Source organism: Lysobacter sp. Root916 (genome assembly GCF_001429785.1).
Lineage (GTDB): Bacteria > Pseudomonadota > Gammaproteobacteria > Xanthomonadales > Xanthomonadaceae > Lysobacter.
Window position 1 is genome coordinate 321,284 of the sequence record NZ_LMJF01000012.1, and the last position, 20,516, is coordinate 341,799.

Consider the following 20,516-nt stretch of genomic DNA (forward strand, 5'->3'; position numbering starts at 1 on the left):
CTCGCGCAAAACCTGCGCCGCCTGCACCATCCCCATCGCCCCCTTTGAAAAAGGGGGCGGGCGCCTTGTGTGAGTCGATGTCGATTTGTGGCTAGCGGCGCCGGGGGATTTGCTGTTGCTGTTGGCACCGGCCAAAAGCAAATCCCCCCTAGCCCTCCTTTTTAAAGGGGGGAACTCGTGCGAAGGGGCCGCTTTCGGGCTCGACGTCAAACCGCCGCGGTCGCCGACTCGCGCAAACCCTGCGCCGCCTGCACCATCTCCATCGCCCCCTTTGAAAAAGGGGGCGGGCGCCTTGTGTGAGTCGATATCGATTCTTTGCTAGCGGCGCCGGGGGATTTGCTGTTGCTGTTGGCACAGGGCAAAAGCAAATCCCCCCTGGCCCCCCTTTTTCAAAGGGGGGAGCTCGTGCGAAGGGGCCGCTTTCGGGCTCGGCGTCAAACCGCCGTGGTCGCCGACTCGCGCAAAGCCTGCGCCCGCCTGCACCATCTCCATCGCCCCTTTGAAAAAGGGGGCGGGCGCCTTGTGTGAGTCGATGTCGATTCGTGGCTAGCGGCGCCGGGGGATTTGCTGTTGCTGTTGGCACAGGGCAAAAAGCAAATCCCCCCTAGCCCCCCTTTTTCAAAGGGGGGAACTCGTTCGAAGGGGCCGCTTTCGGGCTCGGCGTCAAACCGCCGCGGTCGCCGACTCGCGCAAAGCCTGCGCCGCCTGCACCATCGCCTTCAGCGCGGTGCGCACCTCCGGCCAACCGCGGGTCTTGAGGCCGCAGTCCGGATTGACCCACAACTGCGCGGGCGTGAGCACGTCCAGGGCTTTGTCCAGCAGTTCGCGCATCTCGTCCACGCTGGGCACGCGTGGCGAGTGGATGTCGTAGACGCCGGGGCCGATGCCGTTGGGGTAGCGGTAGCGCACGAACGCGTCCAGCAGCTCCATGCGCGAGCGCGAGGTCTCGATCGAAATCACGTCGGCGTCCAATGCGGCCACCGCCTCGATGATGTCGTTGAACTCGGCGTAGCACATGTGGGTGTGGATCTGGGTGGCGTCGTCGACGCCGCTGGCGGCCAGGCGGAAGGCTTCGCCGGCCCAGGCGAGGTAGGCCGGCCAGTCGACGCGGCGCAGCGGCAGGCCTTCGCGCAACGCGGGCTCGTCGATCTGGATCACCGCGATGCCGGCCGCCTCCAGGTCCAGCACTTCCTCGCGCAAGGCCAGGGCGATCTGGCGGCAGGTGTCGGCGCGCGGCTGGTCGTCGCGCACGAACGACCACTGCAGGATCGTGACCGGCCCGGTCAGCATGCCCTTGACCGGGCGCGGCGTCAGCGACTGCGCGTAGCGCGCCCAGTCCACCGTCATCGCGCGCGGGCGGGCGACCTCGCCGTACAGCACCGGCGGTTTCACGCAGCGCGAGCCGTAGCTCTGCACCCAGCCGTGGGCGGTGAAGGCGAAGCCGGACAGTTGCTCGCCGAAGTACTCGACCATGTCGTTGCGTTCGAACTCGCCGTGCACCAGCACGTCCAGGCCCAACGCTTCCTGTTCGCGCAGGCACAGCTCGGTCTCGCGCTCGAGGAAGGCGCGATAGCCGGCGTCGTCCAGGCGCCCGGCCTTGTGCTCGGCGCGCGCTTGGCGCACCTGCGAGGTCTGCGGGAACGAGCCGATCGTGGTGGTCGGGAAGTCGGGCAGCTTCAGACGCTGCGCCTGCACCTGCGCGCGCTGCGCATAGGCCGAATCGCGTTGGGTCATCGCCGGCACCACCGCGGCCAGCTTGGCGCGCACCTGGGCGTCGCGCAGCAGCGGCGAGGCCAGGCGCGCGGCGCGCGCGCTCGCGGCCGCGCCCAAGGCGCCCGCCGCACGGTCGTCGTCGGCCAGGGTGTCGGCGAGCAGGCGCAGTTCCTCGAGCTTCTGCTTGGCGTAGGCCATCCACTGCTGCAACGGCGGCGGCAGCTTGCGTTCCAGGCCCAGGTCGATCGGCACGTGCAGCAGCGAGCACGACGGCGCCAGCCACTGCGCGCGCGTACCGGCGCGGCGCGCCAGACTGAGCGCCGCGTCGAGATCGGCGCGCCAGATGTTGCGGCCGTCGACCACGCCCAGACTGAGCGCGCGGTCTTCGGGCAGCTTGGGCAGCAGCGCTTCGAGCTGGCCGGGCGCGCGCACCAGATCCAGGTGCAGGGCCTGCACGGGCAGGGCGGCGGCCAGTTCGGCGTTGTCGCCCAGCCCGCCGAAGTAGCTGGCGAGCAGGCGCGCGGGCGCGTCGACGCCGGCGAGCGCGTCGTAGGCGCGGCGATAGGCCCGGCGATCGTCGTCATCGAGATCCAGCGCGAGGCAGGGCTCGTCCACTTGCACCCATTGCGCGCCGGCCGCCTTCAGTCGCGTCAGCAGTTCGGCGTAGGCCGGCAGCAGCGCGTCCAGCAACTCGCGTGGATCGCCGCCGTCGCGGCGCTTGCCGAGCTTGAGCAGCGACACCGGCCCCAGCAGCACCGGCCGTGCCTGCAGGCCAAGCGCCTGCGCTTCGGCGAGCTCGGCCAGCGGCTTGTCGCCGCGCAGCGCGAAGCGCTGATCGCACTCGAACTGCGGCACCAGGTAGTGGTAGTTGGTATCGAACCACTTGGTCATTTCCAGGGCGCGCAGGTCGTGGCGCGCGTCCTGCAGGCCACGCGCGAGCGCGAAGTAACCGGCCAGGGGGTCGGCATCCAAGGTATCGCGATAGGGTGCGGTCACCGCGTCGAACAGGACGGCGGTGTCCAGCACATGGTCGTAGAGCGAGAAGTCGTTGCAAGGCACGACGTCGGCGCCGGCGTCGCGCGCCAGCGTCCAATGCCGGGCGCGCAGCGTGCGTGCGGTGTCGTGCAGATCGCCGGCCGCGGTCTCGCCTTTCCAGAACGATTCCAGGGCCTGCTTGAGCTCGCGTCGCGCGCCGATGCGCGGGAAGCCGAGGTGGGTAACGCTGATCATTGAAGTCTCCTGCGATGCGTGTGGGCATGAGCAGGGCAACGAAGGAAGGCGGGTACGCACGCGCGACCGCCCGCCGCGGATGCGGCGACGCCGGAGCACGACCTGCCTTCGACCTTCGCCCCCGCGGGCGAACCGGTCCCGTGGAGGGCGAGGGCGAACGGCCATGGCCGCACGCACGCGCCGACCCGCGGGGCCGGAGTCGGACGGAGGGCGGACCCTCCGGTCATGGCAGGTCTTCGGGCTTGGGGCATGGCGTGGTTCGACGCCGCCTACTGTCCGTCGCTTCCCGGGCTCGCACCCAGTGCCTGACGGAGGTCGTTCCCTATACCGCTGCGGGGCAGCTCCGGAATTGGACGCGAGTCCGTACCGGATTCCCTCTAGCCGTCGCCGGCGCGAACCGACGGCGTCTTGTCGCATCGCTTCATCTTTATGAAGCGATGGTCACCATGACGGCTGCCAAAGTACGCCTCGGGGCGGGGCGCGTCAATCGACGACTGCGGGTTCAGTCCGCGGCGGAATCCAGTGCGGGCACCGGCGTCGGCACGCCGTCGCGATCGAGCGCGATCATGGTGAAGCGCCCGCGCGTGGCCAGTTGCGATTCGCCGCTGAGCAGGTCCTCGCAATGCATCTCGACCTCGACCTGCATCGAGGTGCGGCCCACCGAGACCACGCGTGCGATCAGCTCCACCAGCGCGCCCTTGGGCACCGCGGTGTGGAAGTCGATCTGTTCCGAGCGCGCGGTCACCACCGTGCGGCGGGCGTAGCGCGAGGCGGCGACGAAGGCGGCCTTGTCCATCCAGGCCAGGGCCTGGCCGCCGAACAGGGTGCCCAGGTGATTGGTGTGATCGGGGAAGACGATCTCGATGATGCGGGCTTCGGTCATGGCTTTGTTTCCCGGCGGAGCGAGGAGAGCGACGTCGTAGCGAACAGTTCCCTCTCCCGCTTGCGGGAGAGGGATAGGGTGAGGGGCGCTTTTGCTTTAGCGGCTAGGAATCAAAGCAGAGGCATTCGCGCCGTTGGCGCTCACGCCCTCACCCCAACCCCTCTCCCGGGAGCGGGAGAGGGGCCTTAAGCAGGTCGGAGAGGTTTCGGCGCGCGGGTATCTCACCCGCCTAAATCAAAACGCCTCGTCGAACGCCACTTCGCCCTGTACGCCGACCTGATACGCCGAGACCCGGCGCTCGAAGAAGTTGGTCACTTCCTGCACGTCCTGCAGGTCCATGAAGCCGAAGGGGTTGGTGGCGCCGAAATGCTTGGGCATGCCCAGCTGGGCCATGCGCTGGTCGGCGCAGTACTCCAGGTACTGGCGCATGTCCTTCAGCGACAGGCCGACCACGCCGCCGGACAGCACGTCCTGGGCGAACTGGAGTTCGCAGTTCACCGCGTCCTCGAACATCTTCACCACCTGCGCGCGCAGGTCGGCATCGAACAGGTCGGGCTCTTCCTCGCGCGCGGTGCGGATCACCTCGAACGCGAACGCCATGTGGCAGCTTTCGTCGCGGAACACCCAGTTGGTGCCCGAGGCCAGGCCGTTGAGCAGGCCGCGCGAGCGCAGGTAATAGACGTAGGCGAAGGCGGCGAAGAAGAACAGGCCTTCGATGCAGCCGGCGAAGCAGATCAGGTTGAGCAGGAACTGGCGGCGCTGCTCGCGCGTCTCGATGCGCTTGAGGTCCTGCACCGAGTCGATCCAGCGGAAGCAAAACTCGGCCTTGGCGCGGATCGAGGGGATGTTCTCGACCGCGTCGAAGGCCTTGGCGCGCTCGTTCGGGTCGGGTAGGTAGGTGTCGAGCAGGGTCAGGTAGAACTGCACGTGCAGCGCTTCCTCGTACAGCTGCCGCGACAGGTACATGCGCGCCTCGGGCGCGTTGATGTGCTGGTACAGGTTCAGCACCAGGTTGTTGGCCACGATGCTGTCGCCTGTGGCGAAGAACGCGACCAGGCGTTCGACCAGATGCCGCTCGGCCGGGCCGAACTTGTGCTTGAGATCGTTGACGTCCTGCGAGAAATCGACTTCTTCGACGGTCCAGGTGTTGCGGATAGCGTCGCGGTACATCTCGTAGAAATGCGGATAGCGCATCGGCCGCAGGGTGAGATCGAAACCGGGGTCGAGCAGGCGGGGCGGGGCGAGGGACATGGGATTTCCTTGAATTGCTTTCCTTCTCCCGCGAGCGGGAGAAGGTGCCCGGAGGGCGGATGAGGGCGCTCGACAATCGGCTACGGCGCGAGTCGCAGGGCGGCCCTCACCCCAACCCCTCTCCCGCGCGGCGGGAGAGGGGCTAAAGCGGGTTTACTGGCAGGCTTCGCAGGACTCGGGGTTTTCCAGCGAGCAGGCGATCGCCTCGTCCTGGGTGTACTCCGGCTTGGGCGCGGCTACCGGCGCGCTGACCGTGCTCTTGGCGATCTTGGTGGCCGGACGCGAACGCAGGTAATACGTCGTCTTCAGGCCCTTCTTCCAGGCGTACATGTACATCGAGCTGAGCTGGCCGATGTTCGGGCTTTCGATGAACAGGTTCAGCGACTGGCTCTGGTCGATGTAGGCGCCGCGCTCGGCGGCCATGTCGATCAGCGAGCGCATCGGCAGTTCCCAGGCGGTGCGGTAGACCTGGCGCAGCGACTCGGGCACTTCGTGCACGGACTGGATCGAGCCTTCGGCCATCTTGATGCGGTCGCGCATCTCGGCGGTCCACAGACCGAGCTTCTTGAGCTCCTCGACCAGGTACTTGTTGACCACCAGGAAGTCGCCCGACAGGGTCTCGCGCTTGAACAGGTTGGACACCTGCGGCTCGATGCACTCGTAGCAGCCGGCGATCGAAGCGATGGTCGCGGTGGGCGCGATCGCGATCAGCAGCGAGTTGCGCAGGCCGTGTTCGGCGATGCGCGTGCGCAGGGTTTCCCAGCGCTCCGGCTGCGACGGGGTCACACCCCAGGCTTCGAACTGCAGCTCGCCGACGCTGGCGCGGGTGTCGTCGAAGGACGGGTGCTTGCCGTGCTCCATCGCCAGCTCGTTGGAGGCCGACAGGGCGTGGAAGTAGATCGCCTCGGCGATCTCCTGGGCCAGTTTGCGCGCCGGCTCGGAATCGAAGGCCAGGCGCAGTTTGAAGAACACGTCCTGCAGGCCCATGCTGCCCAGGCCGACCGGGCGCCACTTCAGATTGGCGCGGCGCGCGGTCTCGATCGGGTAGAAGTTCAGATCGATCACGCGGTCGAGCTGGCGCACGGCCAGGCGCACGGTTTCGGCGAGCTTGTCGAAATCGAAGGCGCCCTTGCCGTCTTCGTACATCTCGACGTGGTGCGACAGGTTGATCGAGCCCAGGTTGCACACCGCGGTCTCGTCCTGCGAGGTGACCTCGAGGATCTCGGTGCACAGGTTGGACAGGTGGATGACGTTGCCGTCGCGCAGGGTCTGGTTGGACGCGCGGTTGGACTTGTCCTTGAAGTTCATCCAGCCGTTGCCGGTCTGCGCCAGGGTGCGCATCATCCGGCCGTAGATGTCGCGCGCCTTGACCTTCTTGACCGCCAGGCCGGCCGCTTCGGCGGCGTGGTAGGCGCGGTCGAAGGACTCGCCCCACAGGTCGGTCAGCTGCGGCACCTTGGCCGGGTCGAACAGCGACCACTCGGCATCGGCCTCGACGCGGCGCATGAATTCGTCGGGAATCCAGTTGGCCAGGTTGAGGTTGTGGGTGCGGCGCGCTTCGTCGCCGGTGTTGTCGCGCAGTTCCAGGAACTCCTCGACGTCGGCGTGCCAGGGCTCCAGGTACACGCAGGCGGCGCCCTTGCGCTTGCCGCCCTGGTTGACCGCGGCCACCGAGGCGTCGAGCGTCTTCAGCCAGGGCACGATGCCGTTGCTCAGGCCGTTGGTGGAGCGGATCAGCGAACCGCGCGAGCGGATGCGGGTGTAGCTCAGGCCGATGCCGCCGCTGAACTTGCTCAGCTTGGCCACGTCCATGTAGCGCTTGTAGATCGCTTCCAGCGAATCGTCGGGCGAATCGAGCAGGAAGCAGCTCGACAGCTGCTCGTGGGTGGTGCCGGCGTTGAACAGGGTAGGCGAGGACGGGATGTAGTCGAGCTGGGCCATGCGGCGGTACAACGCGAGCGCGTCGCCGACGTCCTCGCTGAGGGCGCAGGCGATGCGCAGGAAGAATTGCTGCGGGGTCTCGATCACGGTGCGCGCGGTCGGATGGCGCAGCAGGTAGCGGTCGTACAGGGTACGCAGGCCGAAGTAGTCGAAGCGCGCGTCCAGGCTGCGGTCGATGGCGTCGTTGAGCTTGCGCGCGTTGGCCTGCACGAAAGTCAGCAGGCGGTCGTTGATCAGGCCCAACTCGTGGCCGCGCACGACCGACTGCGAGAACGCGTGGATCTCGATGCCGGCGACTTCCTTCTCGATCACGTTGCTGAGCAGGCGCGCGGCGAGGCGGCCGTACTCGGGCTCCTCGGCGGTGAGCAGGGCGGCGGTGCGGATCGACAGTTCGTCCAGCTCGCGCGTGGTCGCGCCGTCGTAGAGGCCGGAGATGGTGCGGGTGGCCACGCGCATCGGATCGACCGCGTACAGGCCCTCGCCGCAGCGGGTGACCGCGCGCACGATCTTGTTGAGGTCGACCGGTTCGCGGCGACCGCTGCGCTTGGTCACGCTCATGGTGAGGTTGGCCGCCGGCGGGGTCAGGGCGAAGCCGGGCGCAACGTCGGGCTTGCGCGCCGGTGCTTCGGCGGCGGTGGGGGAGGGGGAGGTGCTCGCAACGGCGGGCGCTTCGGTGGTGGTGGTCATAGGGGCTCCGATGCGTGGGCGCACGGGTCGTCGGCCTTCCCACGAGGGCCGACGTGCGCGGACGCAGACGCAACGCCGAGGGTCGGCGTTGCGGCTTGCGCCCCCGCGGGCGCGAAGTGTTCGAGGATGACGACAGGGTGTCGCGCGGGCCGAGACGGACCGCGGACCGCGACGGCGAACCGTGGCGGGGCGACACCGGCCGTCTTCCCCCGAAGACTCCTGAGCCGGTACCGCGCGGTGTGCGACGCGCGGTTGTCGGCAGGTCTTCGGGCTCGGGACTTGTAGCCAGGAACGAGTCGAGAGCAACGAGTAACGAATGGGTGCTCGTTACTCTCGACTCGTTCCTGCTACGCCTACTGGCGGCCGCTTCCCAGGCGCTGGGCGCCCAGTGCAATGACCGCGTTCGTTTCCCATACCGCTGCGGGGCAGCGCCGGCTTTGTCGCCGCCCTTTCGGGGCGGGTCCGCACCGGCTTCCCTTTTAAGCCGATCTCGCGATCGGCACCGACGGACACAACATATTAGGGGTGCCCCGATCCGTCAACACGATATGTGGTGAGCGACCGCAGATTCGCAACAAAAACTTCGGCGCCGTTGCGGCGCCGCGCTTGGTGTTAACGTGCGTGGCGACAAGGACAGGGATGGGGCGCGATGGAGGGTCTGTTGGCGTTGTTGGTGCTGGTGCTGCTGGCCGTGCCGGTGCTGTTGATCATCGCCTTGGTATCGATCTCCGGGCTCAAGGCCCGGGTCGGGCTGTTGGAGGCGCGCATCGCCGAACTCGCGCAGCGCGCCGCCGCGCGGCCGACGGCGGCCGTCGCCGTGGCCGACGAGCAGCCCGGCGAGCGCGAACCGACCCTGGGCGAGCTCATGCGCGACGCGCCGCTGCCGCCCGCACCCGTATCGCCGCCCAGCCCGGTCTCGAGCACGCCCCCGGGCCCGCCGCCGCGCGCGATTCCCGGCGAGCCAGCCGCTCTGACGCCGGCGGCCGAACCGGCCTCGGCGCTGCCGCCGCCGTTGCCCGCCTCGGCGCCGCGTCCGATCTTCGAGGAGTCGCCGCGCGCCGAGCCCGCCCGCGCCGCGCGCGCCCAGGTACGCGCGCCCGCGCAGCCGGACCCTATCGAGCGCATGGTCGGCGCGGTCAAGCGCTGGTTCACCGAAGGCAACGTGCCGGTCAAGGTCGGCATGCTGGTGCTGTTCGCCGGCGTGGCCGCGCTGCTCAAGTACGCCACCGATCAGGGCTGGATGCGCTTCCCGATCGAGTTCCGCCTGGCCGGCATCGCCCTGGCCGCGCTGGCCGGGCTGGTGTTCGGCTGGCGCCAGCGCGAACGCAAGCGCAGCTTCGCGCTGAGCCTGCAGGGCGGCGCGATCGGCGTGCTGCTGCTGGTGGTGTTCGCGGCGTTCAAGCTATACGGCCTGATCGAGGCCGGGCCCGCGTTCGCGCTCAGCATCGTGCTGGTCGCCGGCGCCGGCGTGCTGGCGGTGCGCCAGAACGCGATCGCGCTGGCGCTGCTGGGCATCTTCGCCGGCTTCATGGCGCCGATCTGGCTGTCGACCGGGCAGGGCAACCATGTCGCCTTGTTCAGTTACTACGCCGTGCTCAATGCGGCGATCTTCGTGATCGCCTGGTGGCGGCCGTGGCGCGCGCTCAACCTGCTTGGCTTCGTGTTCACCTTCGGCATCGGCACCGCCTGGGGCGTGCTGCGTTATCGCAGCGCGGACTTCGCCAGCACCGAACCCTTCCTGCTGCTGTTCTTCGTCTTCTATCTGCTGATCCCCATCCTCTACGCCTGGCGCCAGGCCGCGGGACGGCGCGATTTCATCGACGGCTGCCTGGTGTTCGGCACGCCGCTGGTCGCGTTCTCGCTGCAGGCCGGCCTGCTCGAAGGCGAGCGCATGCCGCTGGCGTTCTGCGCGCTGGGCCTGGCCGTGCTGTATGCGGCGCTGGCGTGGTGGCTCAAGCGCCGCGAGCACTTCGTTGCGCTGGCCACGCCGTATGCCTTGCTCGCGGTCGGTTTCGCGACCCTGGCCGTGCCCTTGGCGCTGTCGGCGCAAACCACCGCCTGCGTGTTCGCGGTCGAAGGCGCGGCGCTGGTGTGGCTGGGCCTGCGTCAGCAGCGCATCTTGCCGCAGCTGGCCGGCCTGGCCTTGCAGCTGTTCGCCGCCGGCGGTTTCCTGATCGGCATCAGCGACGGCCCCGAACCGCTGACCGCGGTGCTCAACGCGCGCTTCATGGGCGCCTTGCTGATCGCGCTGGCCGGTTTCGCCAGCGCCTGGAGCTATCGCCGCGCCGAGCAGCGCAATCCGGCCTTGGCGTATTACCTGTGGGGCCTGGCCTGGTGGTGCGGCAACGCCTGGGGCGAGTTCGACCGCTTCCTGCTCTCCGATCTGCGCGCCGACGCCAGCCTGGCCTTCGTCGCGCTCACCGCCTGGCTGGCCGCGGAAGCCTACCGCCGCCTGCCCACGCGCGCGCTGTCGTGGACGGTCGCGCTGGGCCTGGCCGCGGCCTTGCCGTTGGCGATCGCGCAGGAAACCGCGCATCTGCATCCGTTCGCCGGTTATGGCCTCGCCGCCTGGCTGGTGTACGCGCTCGCGGGCTTGCGCGCGCTGCGCTGCCTGCGCGATCGCGCAGGCGCTGAGCTCGCGTTCGCGCACGCGGCCTGGCTGTGGGCCTGGCCGCTGGCGGCCAGTCTGTCGCTGCACGAGTTCGTCGGCCGCGCCACCGTCGGCGACGGCTGGACCTGGGCCGCGCTTGCGCTGCCGTTCCTGCTGATGGCCGCGGCCCTGCAGTGGCGGCCCGAAGCCGTCGCGCCGCCGCTGAGCGAGCGCTTCCGGCAATGGCGCGGCGTGGTCCAGGGTAGCTTCGTGTTCGCTCTGGCGCTGGGCGCCATCGTCGTGCTGGGCCAGCCCGGCGGCAGCGCGCCGCTGCCCTGGGTGCCGCTGCTCAATCCGCTGGACCTGGTCCAGCTCGCGGTGCTGGCGCTGTTCGCGTTCTGGCTGGCCTCGCCGTCGGCGCCGGACGATCTGCGCGCGCGCCGGGTGCCGCTGCTCGCGGCCGCGGGCTTCGCCCTGATCACCGCGATCACCCTGCGCGCCACCCACCACTGGGGCGGTGTGCCTTGGGATGGGTCGATGTACCGCACCGGTCTGGTCCAGACCAGCCTGACCGTGGTCTGGAGCCTGCTCGGCGTGCTCGGCTGGGTGATCGGCTCGCGTCGCGGCCAGCGTGGGCTGTGGCTGGCCGGCGCGGTGCTGATGGCGGTGGTGCTGGCCAAGCTGGTGTTCGTCGACCGCACCCACCTGGGCAACCTGCTCGGGATCGCGTCCTTCATCGCTTACGGCCTGTTGTGCACCCTGGTCGGTTACCTCGCGCCGGCGCCGCCGGCGACGAGCGATGCACCCGCAGAGCCCCCTTCGGAGATGTCGGCATGAGCCTGGTCCGCGCTGTAGCGAGCATCGCGTTCGCCTTGTCGCCCGCGCTGGGCCTGGCCGGGCCGCGCGACGACTATGCCCAGCAATGGCCCTTGCAACTGAGCAGCGCGGACGCGGGCGCTTACCGCGTCGTGCTGGACGATGCGGTCTATCTGCAGGCGCGTCAGTCCGGCCTGCGCGACGTCGACGTGATCGACGGCACCGGCAATCCGGTGCCCGCGGCGATTTACCGGCCTGGCGCCAACGATGTGCGCGCGACCAGCAAGGTCAGCCTGCCCTGGTTCGCCTTGCCCGCGCGCGCGGCCGGCGGCGGGCAGGACTGGCAGTTGGTCAGCGAGGTCGAGGCCGACGGACGCCTGCGCCGGGTCGAGGCGCGCGGCATCGGCCGCGCTACCGCGACCGGCCCGCAGACCGCCTTGCTGATCGACGCCAGCACCGTGCGCACGCCGATCCGCGCGCTGGAGCTGGATTGGGCGCCGGGCACCGCGCTGGACGCGGCTTATCGGGTCGAGGCCAGCGACGATCTCGAGCGCTGGCGCGAGGTTGCCGCGAACGGGCGCCTGGTCGATCTGGAGCAGGGCGGTCGGCGTTTGCTGCAGCGCCGAATCGCGTTCGAGACCAATGGCCTGCGTGCGCGCTATCTGCGCCTGAGCCCGCTTAATCCCGATGCGGTGGCGCCGATCCGCGCGGTCAGCGCCGAGCTCAGCGCTAGTGCCGATCCCGCGCCGCTGCGCTGGCGCCAGCTCAAGGGCCAGCGCCTGGCCGCCGAAGGGGCCAAGGACAAGGGCGCGCGTTTCGAATTCGAACTTGACGGCCGCTTCCCGATCCAGCGCATCGACGTCGCGCTGCCCGGCAACTACGCGGTGCGCTGGACCCTGGAAAGCCGCGATCAGGCCGACGCGCCGTGGCAACGCCGCCTGGACACCTGGACCGCCTTCCGGGTCGGCGCCGACGGCCGCTCGTCCTCGCGTGCCTTGTCGGCGCGCACCGACGACCGCTATTGGCGCCTGCGCGCCGATGCGGCGGTGCCGGCCGAGCCGACCCTGCGCCTGGGTTATCAGCCGGAGATGGTGGTCTTCATCGCCCAGGGCGCGCCGCCTTACGCCCTGGTCGCCGGCAGCGCGCGCACCGCGCGCGACGACCTGCCGCTGCCGCAGGCGATGATGGCGCTGCAACAGGGCCGCGGCGCCGATTGGCGCCCGGCCGAGGCCAGCCTGGGTGCGATGAAGGCCCTGGCCGGCGCGGCCGCGCTGCAGGCGCCGGAGCCCGAGCGCAACTGGCGCACCTGGCTGCTGTGGGCGGTGCTGGTGCTGGGCGCGCTGGTGGTCGCGGGCTTCGCTTTCAGTCTGCTGCGCGGGAGCGCGCCGCCTGCGGCGTGATTTAGAAGCCGGGATTTGGGATTCGGGAATCGGGATTCGTTACGGCAAGAGCAAAAGCCCGCGGTTGCGGGCTTTTCGCTTTTTCGAATCACAAATCCCGAATCCCAAATCCCGGCCTTTACACTATCCGGCTACGGCGGCCGACCCCGCGCGCGCCGCCTTCCCCCTTATGTCCGTGCCCAGGAGGCCTTACGTGTCTATCGTCCGCATGACCGATCTCGATCTCGCCGGCAAGCGCGTGCTGATCCGAGAAGATCTCAACGTGCCGATCGACGCCGGCCGCATCACCTCCGAACAACGCATCCTGGCGGCGCTGCCGACCCTGAGGCTGGCGCTGGAAAAAGGCGCGGCGGTGATGGTGACCTCGCACCTGGGCCGGCCCAAGGAAGGCGTTTGGAGCGAGGCCGATTCGCTGGCGCCGGTGGCCGCGCGCCTGTCGCAGCTGCTGGGCATCGAGGTGCCGCTGATCAAGAACTGGGTCGACGGCGTGGACGTGCACCCCGGCCAGTTGGTGCTGCTGGAGAACTGCCGCATGAACGTGGGCGAGGGCAAGGACGACGAAGCCCTGTCCAAGCAGTACGCCGCGCTGTGCGATGTGTTCGTGATGGACGCCTTCGGCACCGCCCACCGCGCCCAGGCCTCGACCCACGGCGTGATCCGCCAGGCCAAGCTCGCCGCCGGCGGCCCGCTGCTGATGGCCGAGCTCGATGCGCTGGCCAAGGCCTTGGACAACCCGGCGCGTCCGCTGCTGGCGATCGTCGCCGGCTCCAAGGTCTCGACCAAGCTGGAGCTGCTGTCCTCGCTGGTCGGCAAGGTCGATCAGCTGATCGTCGGCGGCGGCATCGCCAACACCTTCATCGCCGCGCTCGGCCACAAGGTCGGCAAGTCGCTGGTCGAAACCGACCTGATCGGCACCGCTACCCAGATCATGGCCGACGCCAAGGCGCGCGGCGCCGATATCCCGGTGCCCACCGACGTGGTGGTGGCGCCGGCCTTCGCCGCCGACGCGCCGGCCACGGTCAAGGCGGTGGACGCGGTGGGCGATGACGACATGATCCTCGACATCGGCCCGGACACCGCCGCGCGTTACGCCGAGCTGATCAAGAACGCCGGCACCGTGGTCTGGAACGGCCCGGTCGGCGTGTTCGAGTTCGACGCCTTCGGTCACGGCACGCAGGCCCTGGCGCGCGCGATCGCCGCGTCCAAGGCGTTCTCGATCGCCGGCGGCGGCGACACCCTGGCAGCGGTCGACAAGTACGGCATCGCCGACGACGTCAGCTACATCTCCACCGGCGGCGGCGCCTTCCTCGAGTTCCTCGAAGGCAAGGAACTGCCGGCGGTCGCCGCGCTCAAGCAGGCGGGCGGCTGAGCGTGGCCGCGGCCACGCCGACGCTGTTCTTCGACCTCGACGGCACCCTGATCGACTCGGCGGTCGGCATCACCCGCTGCGTCGCCCATGCGTTGACCCGGATGGACCAGCCGGTGCCGCCCGAGTCGGAACTGCGGCGCTGGATCGGCCCCTCGCTGCGCACCAGCTTCGGGCCGTTGTTCGCCGAGCCGGCCCAGGTCGAACGCGCGGTCGAGCACTACCGCGAGCGCTTCGAGAGCCACGGCTGGGCCGAGCATGAGGTCTACGCCGGCATCGAACAGACCGTGGAATCGCTGCATGCGGCCGGCCATCGCCTGGCGATCGTGACCGCCAAGAACGAGCCGCACGCGCGCAAGATCATCGAGCACCTGCCGTTCGGGCACCGCTTCGACGACGTGATCGGTTCGACCATGGACGGCAGCCTCAGCGACAAGCCCGAGCTGATCGCCGAGGCGCTGCGGCGCTTCGCGCTGACGCCGCAGGATTGCTGGATGATCGGCGATCGGCGCATGGACATCGAGGGCGCGCGCCACCACGGCATGCGCAACATCGGCGTGCTCTGGGGCTTCGGCGGCGAGCACGAACTGCGCCAGGCCGGCGCGCACCTGCTGGCGGCGACGCCGCAGCAGTTGCCGGCGCTGCTCGCGGCCTGAGCCCAGGCCTAAGCGACCGCGAGCTGCGCCAGCGCATTCCGTGGCGCAGCATTCCGGACCCGCCGACCGCACCGCGCGTCGGCGCGCGCGGCTGCGGATGTGCCGATGCACGCAATTTGTGCCATTCACGTGCCCTGCTGTGAAGCGGGTCAAGGTTTGCGGCGCGCGCCGGGGGTAGCGTCTAGTTGCGGTCGTCCGATCGCGCAGACACGGAGTCCGCACCATGCGTCGCAAGGGCAGTGTGTTCCGGAATACCTCGATCGCCGTTGCCTTGCTCGGCTTGCTGATGGCCGGCGTCGCCGTCGCCGGGCGCGCCGGCGAAGGCTATTCGGTGATCTATTTCGACGACGCCGGCAACGAGGTCGGCGGCGCCACCGCCAACTGCGGCGGCCAGTACGTGTCCTGGGGCCTGCGCACCGCCCACTACACCCGCAATACCTGGATCTGCGACTGACGCCAGCGTCGGCGTTGGTCCCGCAGCCGCGCGCGGCATCGCGCGACGTTCGCGCCACCGTGAGCGCGAAGGCCGCATGCCGCGTCGCTTCCTCTCCCACGTAGGATGCGGTGAGTCCAGCGAACCCCGGTCATCGAGCACGGTCGGCGCGCGCGCTGGGTGCCGGCCTACGACGACGCCGCGCTTCGTGGCAGGACTCACCGCATCCTGCGGTTTCGCGGCGCGCCATCGCTGCTCGCACCCGCACGCCATACCGGCGCCTCGTGCCAGCGCCTCGTAGGATGCGGTGAGCGCAGCGAACCGCATCGTTACGCATCTCCCCGGCCCAGGCGCTGCGCACCGTAGCTTCGCGACGATGCGGTTCGCCTGACGGCTCACCGCACCCTACGGTGCCCGCTCAATCGCCGCGGGCCTGCCACTCGCGCGCGAGCAGGCCGTAGATCGCCGAATCCTGGCATTCGCCGGCGACCTGCCAGCGCTCCAGCAGCACGCCCTCGCGGCGGAACCCCAGGCGCTCCACCAGCCGGCACGAGGCTTGGTTGCGCGGGTCGATGTCGGCCTCGAGGCGGCGCAGCCCCAGGCGGTCGTAGGCATGCTCCATCACCAGCTGCAGGGCCTCCTGCGCGTAACCCCGGCCCCAATGCGCCGACCGCAGCGCATAACCGATCTCGGCCCGGCCCTGTTCGCGATGGATGTCGAACAGGGTCGCCGCGCCGATCAGGCGGTCGCTGTCGCGCAGCGCGATCGCCCAGCACAGCATGCTGTCGTTCGAGCGCGCGGCGATCGCGCGCGCCAGATAGTCCTCGGCCTGGCTGCGCTGGGTCCAGGCCGGGAAGCTCCAATAGCGCATCACCGCCGGATCGGCGTGCAGGGCGTAGAAATCGCCCAGGTCGTCGCTGCGGAAGCCGCGCAGGCGCAGGCGCTCGCCGCGCAGCAGGGGCAGGTCGTCGCGTTCGGCGGATTCGTCTCGGATCGGAGCGGACATGCGGGCGGAACCGATGGAAGGACGCGGCAGCTGTGCTAGCGTGGCCCGCAGTCACGGAACCGCAGTCTGCCATGCTCGCCAATCCTCGTCGCACCAAGATCCTCGCCACCCTGGGCCCGGCCACCGATCCGCCGGGCGTGCTCGACGCCCTGCTGACCGCGGGCGTCGACGTGGTCCGACTCAATTTCTCGCACGGCGATCCGTCCTCGCAGATCGCGCGCGCGACCGCGGTGCGCGAAGCCGCGCAGCGGGTCGGGGTGGAGGTCGGCATCCTGGCCGATCTGCCGGGCCCGAAGATCCGCATCGAGCGTTTCGCCGACGGCAAGGTCTTGCTCAAGGCCGGCGACCGCTTCGACCTGGTCGCCAGCACCGACGCGCCGCCCGGCAGCCTGCGCGAGGTCGGGGTGAGCTACCTGGGCCTGCCCAACGACGTCAAACCCGGCGACGTGCTGCTGCTCGACGACGGCCTGCTGCAGTTGCGCGTGGGCGCGGTCGAAGGCCAGCGCATCGTCACCACCGTGCTCAACGACGGCGCGCTGTCGGACCGCAAGGGCCTGAACAAGCAGGGCGGCGGCCTGTCGCTGGGCGCGCTGACCGAGCGCGACAAGGAGCTGATCGCGGTCGCGGCCGAGCTCGGCGCCGACTTCATCGCGGTCTCGTTCTGCCGCAACGCCGAGGACATGAACGAGGCCCGCAGGATCGCGCGCGCCGCCGGCAGCGACGCCGCGCTGGTGTCCAAGATCGAGCGCGCCGAGGCGATCGAGAACCTGGCCGAAATAGTCGAAGCCAGCGACGTGGTCATGGTCGCGCGCGGCGACCTGGGCGTGGAGATCGGCGACGCCGAGCTGCCCGGCCTGCAGAAGAAGATCATTCGCGAGTCGTTGGCGCGCAACCGCGTGGTCATCACCGCCACCCAGATGCTGCAGTCCATGGTCGACAGCCCGATCCCGACCCGCGCCGAAGTGCTGGACGTGGCCAACGCGGTGATCGACGGCACTGACGCGGTGATGCTGTCGCAGGAATCCGCGGCCGGCCGCTATCCGATCAAGGCGGTGGAGGCGATGGCGCGCATCTGCCTGGGCGCCGAGCGCCAGTTCGACCACGACACCGATTTCGAAGCCGCGCCGCGCAACCTCGAGCGCGCCGACCAGGCCATCGCGATGGCGGCGATGTTCCTGTCCGAGCACATCGGCGTGCGCGCGATCGTGGCCATGACCGAGTCCGGCGGCACCGCGCGCTTCCTGTCGCGCTTCCGCTCCAACTCGCCGATCTACGCCTTCTCGCGCCACGACGGCGCGCGCCGGCGCATGGCCCTGATGCGCGACGTCTACCCGATCGATTTCGACAGCCGCGGCCTGGCCTCGCGCGATGCCGCGCGCAGCGCGGTCAAGCAGCTGTTCGACAGCGGCAAGCTGGCGATCGACGAGCGCGTGATCTTCACCAGCGGCGACACCATGGAACAGCACGGCGCCACCAACACCCTGCGCCTGCTCCAGGTCGGCGCCGGCGGCTGCGCCGAGGGTCTGGGCGAGCTCTGAGCCTGGCCGGGCGTGCCGGCCCGCGGCACACCTTTGCGGTGCCGCGTGGCTCGACTTGAAAACGGTTACCGCCAGGCCCCGCAACGGACTGGCGGGTCTGAACGGCGCGCGGGGGCGGCTGCCGTCGCCAGCCGCTATAATTGCGGGCTTCCCACCGCTCCCCAGGACGTCCATGAGCATCGAACAGCTTGCCGAAACCGCCCAGGCCATGGTCGCCGCGGGCAAGGGCATCATCGCCATCGATGAGTCCAACGCCACCATCGCCAAGCGCTTCGCCGGCGTCGGCATCGAGAACAGCGAAGAGCAGCGCCGCGCCTACCGCGAGCTGCTGCTGAGCACGCCCAAGCTGGGCGACTACATCTCCGGCGCGATCCTGTACGACGAAACCATCCGCCAGTCGACCAAGGCCGGCGTGCCGTTCACCAAGCTGATGGCCGACAACGGCATCATCCCGGGCATCAAGGTCGACAAGGGCCCGCAGCCGCTGGCCGGTTTCCCGGGCGAAGTGGTCACCGAGGGCCTGGACGGCCTGCGCGCGCGCCTGGAGGAGTACTACAAGCTCGGCGCGCGTTTCGCCAAGTGGCGCGCGGTCATCAACATCGGCGACGACATCCCGTCCGGCACCTGCATCGAAGCCAACAGCCACGCCCTGGCGCGCTACGCCGCGCTCTGCCAGGAGCAGGGCCTGGTGCCGATGGTCGAGCCGGAAGTGATCATGGACGGCAGCCACGACATCGACACCTGCTTCGAAGTCACCGAGGTCGTGCTGCGCTCGCTGTTCGGCGCGCTGTACGAGCAGAGCGTGATGCTGGAAGGCACCATCCTGAAGGCCTCGATGGTGCTGCCGGGTTCGACCTGCGACGAGCAGGCCAGCGTCGAAGAAGTCGCCGCCGCTACCCTGCAGTGCCTGAAGTCGACCGTGCCGGCGACCCTGCCGGGCATCGTGTTCCTGTCCGGCGGCCAGTCCGACGAAGCCGCCACCGCGCACCTGGACGCGATGAACCGCATGGGCCCGAATCCGTGGCCGCTGTCGTTCTCCTACGGCCGCGCCATGCAGTCGGCCGCGCTCAAGCTGTGGTCGCAGGACCTGGTCAACAACGTCGCCTCGGCGCAGCAGACCGTGTTCGCGCGTGCGCGCGACAACGGCCTGGCCGCGCTGGGCCAGTGGCAGTCGGCCGCGTAATCCCGCCGCCCGCTGCAGCGAAAACGCCGGCCTCGTGCCGGCGTTTTCGTTTTCCGTTCCGTTTCCCTACTCCCGCAAGCGGGAGGAGGGCGCGCGCGGCGACCGATGAAGCGCGCGCGCAACGCGCTTGCGCGTCCCCGCCCAGCTCGCCAGAGCCGGCAGGGCAGGGGCCGGCGAACCTCGACCGTCATGCGCCGGCGGCGCGCGCATCCCCGCCCCGCCTAGCGCTATCGGGCTAATCGGGTCTCCCGCCAAAGCCGAGTAGACTGAGGCCAGTCGATGCGGGAGGCAGCGCGGCATGGCGGATTCCAAGAAGGTCGCGATTTCCCCGGAAGCCGCCGCGGCGGTCGCGCGTGGCGATCTGATCGCCGCGATCAAGCTGGTGCGCGACGCCAATGGCCGGATCGAACTGCGCCTGGCCAAGGAAGCGGTCGAGGCCTGGCGCGACAGCCGGCCCTTGCCCAGCGGCGGCACCTCGTCCCACGCCACGTCCAAGCCCAAGGCCGCGCCGACGGCGCAGGGCGGCCTGCCCGCGGCCGCCTTGCTGGCCCTGTCGCAGGGCAAGACCATCGAAGCGATCAAGGTCCTGCACCAATCCGGCCTGGATCTGCGCACGGCCAAAGAGCGCGTCGACGCGCATCTGCACGCGCACACCAAGACCGCAACGGTGGCGCACAATGCCGCCAGCGCGCGCCCCAGCGTGATCTCCGTGCGCACGCCGACCGTGCAGCACGACGAGAGCGACCGCAAGCTGGTGGTGTACGCCCTGCTGGCCGTCGCGATCGCGACGGTCGGCTATCTGTGGGAAGCGGGCTGGCTGTAGACGCCCGCGAAGCTCGGACTCGACCGTAAGGGGCGCAGCGAACCGCGTCGCTGTCGCGGCATCGCGGTGATGCGGTTCGCTGCGCTCACCGCATCCTACGGCCGGTGTCGCGGCTTTGCTTCCTGTAGGAGCGGCGTGAGCCGCGATTGGACTCCACTGGATCCGCGCAACCCCGCGACTGGGGATCGCGACTCACGCCGCTCCTACACGAGCGCCGGCGCTGGCGTCGCGCTGGATGCCGCAGCGCCTCGACTTCGACCGCCCCGTAGGGTGTGGTGAGCGCAGCGAACCGCACCGTGCGACGCTCCAATCGAGCGCTCGATGCGGTTCGCTGCGCTCACCGCACCCTACGAGTCGAACGCCTACTCCTCGCGTGCGGTGTCGCCGCGCGTCGCCGGCCGCCGGAGCGCGGCGCGTTCGGCCATGCGCCGGTCGATCGCGTCCAGGCCCAGATCCGAGGCGGTCTTGAGCGCGCAGAACACCAGCATCGCGAACGTGCCGTGGCCGCCGGCGCCGAACAGGATGGTCAGGTGCATCGGCAGCACGCGCAGATAGGGCGTGAACATCAGCGCGCCCAGGTTCGGCCGTCCGCGCAGATCGGCCGCGTGCTGGACCTCGTAGGTCTTGCGCTGCGACAGCGCGAACGAGACGCCGCAGGCCACCAGCACCAGCCAGTCGAACATGCCGGATACGCGGTGCTGGGCGAACAGGAACACCAGATAGCCCAGGTGGAAGAAGCCGTAGTGGAAGACGAAGAAGCGCGCGGTCGAGCGCTTGCCGGCCTCGTTCTCCGGCACCCGCTGGCCGCCGGAGGTGAAGCCCTCGGTGCTGAACTCGCGCAGGTTCAGCATGCGCTCGCGGGCGTAGTAGCCCACGATCACGCTCTGTATCCAGTAGGCCCACAACAGCCAACCCACGTTCCAGTGCAGCACCCAGGCCGCGACCAGGGTCGCGGCGTTGGACAGCAGCAGGTTGCGCGCCGAAGGCTGCATGCGTGCGC

The 20,516-nt window shown here is 69.6% G+C and carries 14 protein-coding genes and 2 riboswitches; of the genes, 8 read left to right on the plus strand and 6 right to left on the minus strand.

Annotation, left to right across the window (positions count from 1 at the left end; genetic code table 11):
* Window positions 1-663: 663 nt before the first annotated feature.
* The 4 genes from metE to ASE35_RS11020 form a co-directional block, all read right to left on the minus strand.
* A complete protein-coding gene (gene metE / locus ASE35_RS11005) occupies window positions 664-2,943 on the minus strand; it encodes a 5-methyltetrahydropteroyltriglutamate--homocysteine S-methyltransferase (RefSeq protein WP_057163848.1) in 2,280 nt (759 codons plus the stop codon).
* Window positions 2,944-3,152: 209 nt separating this feature from the next.
* Window positions 3,153-3,360: riboswitch (cobalamin riboswitch) on the minus strand.
* An 85-nt stretch (window positions 3,361-3,445) separates the two neighbouring features.
* Window positions 3,446-3,826: an acyl-CoA thioesterase gene (locus ASE35_RS11010; protein ID WP_057160570.1), complete on the minus strand. Its 381-nt coding sequence runs from the start codon at window positions 3,824-3,826 to the stop codon at window positions 3,446-3,448.
* Between the two features lie 234 nt (window positions 3,827-4,060).
* Window positions 4,061-5,077 (minus strand): ribonucleotide-diphosphate reductase subunit beta, encoded by a 1,017-nt coding sequence (locus tag ASE35_RS11015; RefSeq protein WP_057163849.1) that lies wholly within the window; start codon window positions 5,075-5,077, stop codon window positions 4,061-4,063.
* A 153-nt stretch (window positions 5,078-5,230) separates the two neighbouring features.
* A complete protein-coding gene (locus ASE35_RS11020; protein ID WP_235567237.1) occupies window positions 5,231-7,576 on the minus strand; it encodes a ribonucleoside-diphosphate reductase subunit alpha in 2,346 nt (781 codons plus the stop codon).
* Between the two features lie 368 nt (window positions 7,577-7,944).
* Window positions 7,945-8,227: riboswitch (cobalamin riboswitch) on the minus strand.
* A 127-nt stretch (window positions 8,228-8,354) separates the two neighbouring features.
* Between ASE35_RS11020 and ASE35_RS11025 the strand changes: the two genes are divergently transcribed.
* From ASE35_RS11025 to ASE35_RS11045, 5 genes are all read left to right on the plus strand, one after another.
* A complete protein-coding gene (locus ASE35_RS11025; protein ID WP_057163850.1) occupies window positions 8,355-11,132 on the plus strand; it encodes a DUF2339 domain-containing protein in 2,778 nt (925 codons plus the stop codon).
* Complete coding sequence (locus tag ASE35_RS11030; RefSeq protein WP_057163851.1) at window positions 11,129-12,511, plus strand: DUF3999 domain-containing protein; 1,383 nt, start codon at window positions 11,129-11,131, stop codon at window positions 12,509-12,511. Before ASE35_RS11025 ends, ASE35_RS11030 begins: the two co-directional genes overlap by 4 nt.
* A 193-nt stretch (window positions 12,512-12,704) precedes the next feature.
* On the plus strand, window positions 12,705-13,880 hold the full coding sequence (locus tag ASE35_RS11035; RefSeq protein ID WP_057163852.1) for a phosphoglycerate kinase: 1,176 nt from the start codon (window positions 12,705-12,707) through the stop codon (window positions 13,878-13,880).
* A gap of 2 nt (window positions 13,881-13,882) precedes the next feature.
* Window positions 13,883-14,533 carry an HAD hydrolase-like protein gene (locus ASE35_RS11040; RefSeq protein ID WP_056179412.1) on the plus strand — a complete coding sequence of 217 codons (651 nt, stop codon included), beginning with the start codon at window positions 13,883-13,885 and terminating at the stop codon, window positions 14,531-14,533.
* 223 nt (window positions 14,534-14,756) lie between these two features.
* Window positions 14,757-14,987 (plus strand): DUF6289 family protein, encoded by a 231-nt coding sequence (locus ASE35_RS11045; RefSeq protein ID WP_056179417.1) that lies wholly within the window; start codon window positions 14,757-14,759, stop codon window positions 14,985-14,987.
* 397 nt (window positions 14,988-15,384) lie between these two features.
* On the opposite strand, the gene ASE35_RS11050 is transcribed toward ASE35_RS11045, so the two are convergent.
* On the minus strand, window positions 15,385-15,972 hold the full coding sequence (locus ASE35_RS11050) for a GNAT family N-acetyltransferase (RefSeq protein ID WP_082576496.1): 588 nt from the start codon (window positions 15,970-15,972) through the stop codon (window positions 15,385-15,387).
* 71 nt (window positions 15,973-16,043) lie between these two features.
* On the opposite strand from ASE35_RS11050, the gene pyk reads away from it, so the two are divergent.
* The 3 genes from pyk (at window position 16,044) to ASE35_RS11065 (ending at window position 19,516) form a co-directional block, all read left to right on the plus strand.
* On the plus strand, window positions 16,044-17,510 hold the full coding sequence (gene pyk, locus ASE35_RS11055) for a pyruvate kinase (RefSeq protein ID WP_056179421.1): 1,467 nt from the start codon (window positions 16,044-16,046) through the stop codon (window positions 17,508-17,510).
* A 172-nt stretch (window positions 17,511-17,682) separates the two neighbouring features.
* Window positions 17,683-18,693 (plus strand): class I fructose-bisphosphate aldolase, encoded by a 1,011-nt coding sequence (locus ASE35_RS11060; RefSeq protein ID WP_056179423.1) that lies wholly within the window; start codon window positions 17,683-17,685, stop codon window positions 18,691-18,693.
* Between the two features lie 298 nt (window positions 18,694-18,991).
* Entirely contained in the window at window positions 18,992-19,516 is a 525-nt protein-coding gene (locus tag ASE35_RS11065) for a hypothetical protein (RefSeq protein WP_056179426.1), read from the plus strand.
* Between the two features lie 362 nt (window positions 19,517-19,878).
* Here the strand turns inward: ASE35_RS11065 and ASE35_RS11070 are convergent, their stop codons facing one another.
* Complete coding sequence (locus ASE35_RS11070) at window positions 19,879-20,508, minus strand: DUF6498-containing protein (RefSeq protein WP_057163853.1); 630 nt, start codon at window positions 20,506-20,508, stop codon at window positions 19,879-19,881.
* Between the last annotated feature and the right edge of the window lie 8 nt (window positions 20,509-20,516).

Coding starts and splice junctions, on each gene's coding strand:
- ASE35_RS11070 (WP_057163853.1), bottom strand. CDS start 20,508: ATGCAGCCTTCGGCGCGCAACCTGCTGCTGTCCAACGCCGCGACCCTG.
- ASE35_RS11065 (WP_056179426.1), top strand. CDS start 18,992: ATGGCGGATTCCAAGAAGGTCGCGATTTCCCCGGAAGCCGCCGCGGCG.
- metE (WP_057163848.1), bottom strand. CDS start 2,943: ATGATCAGCGTTACCCACCTCGGCTTCCCGCGCATCGGCGCGCGACGC.
- ASE35_RS11050 (WP_082576496.1), bottom strand. CDS start 15,972: ATGTCCGCTCCGATCCGAGACGAATCCGCCGAACGCGACGACCTGCCC.
- ASE35_RS11030 (WP_057163851.1), top strand. CDS start 11,129: ATGAGCCTGGTCCGCGCTGTAGCGAGCATCGCGTTCGCCTTGTCGCCC.
- ASE35_RS11045 (WP_056179417.1), top strand. CDS start 14,757: ATGCGTCGCAAGGGCAGTGTGTTCCGGAATACCTCGATCGCCGTTGCC.
- ASE35_RS11025 (WP_057163850.1), top strand. CDS start 8,355: ATGGAGGGTCTGTTGGCGTTGTTGGTGCTGGTGCTGCTGGCCGTGCCG.
- ASE35_RS11060 (WP_056179423.1), top strand. CDS start 17,683: ATGAGCATCGAACAGCTTGCCGAAACCGCCCAGGCCATGGTCGCCGCG.
- pyk (WP_056179421.1), top strand. CDS start 16,044: ATGCTCGCCAATCCTCGTCGCACCAAGATCCTCGCCACCCTGGGCCCG.
- ASE35_RS11010 (WP_057160570.1), bottom strand. CDS start 3,826: ATGACCGAAGCCCGCATCATCGAGATCGTCTTCCCCGATCACACCAAT.
- ASE35_RS11015 (WP_057163849.1), bottom strand. CDS start 5,077: ATGTCCCTCGCCCCGCCCCGCCTGCTCGACCCCGGTTTCGATCTCACC.
- ASE35_RS11020 (WP_235567237.1), bottom strand. CDS start 7,576: ATGAGCGTGACCAAGCGCAGCGGTCGCCGCGAACCGGTCGACCTCAAC.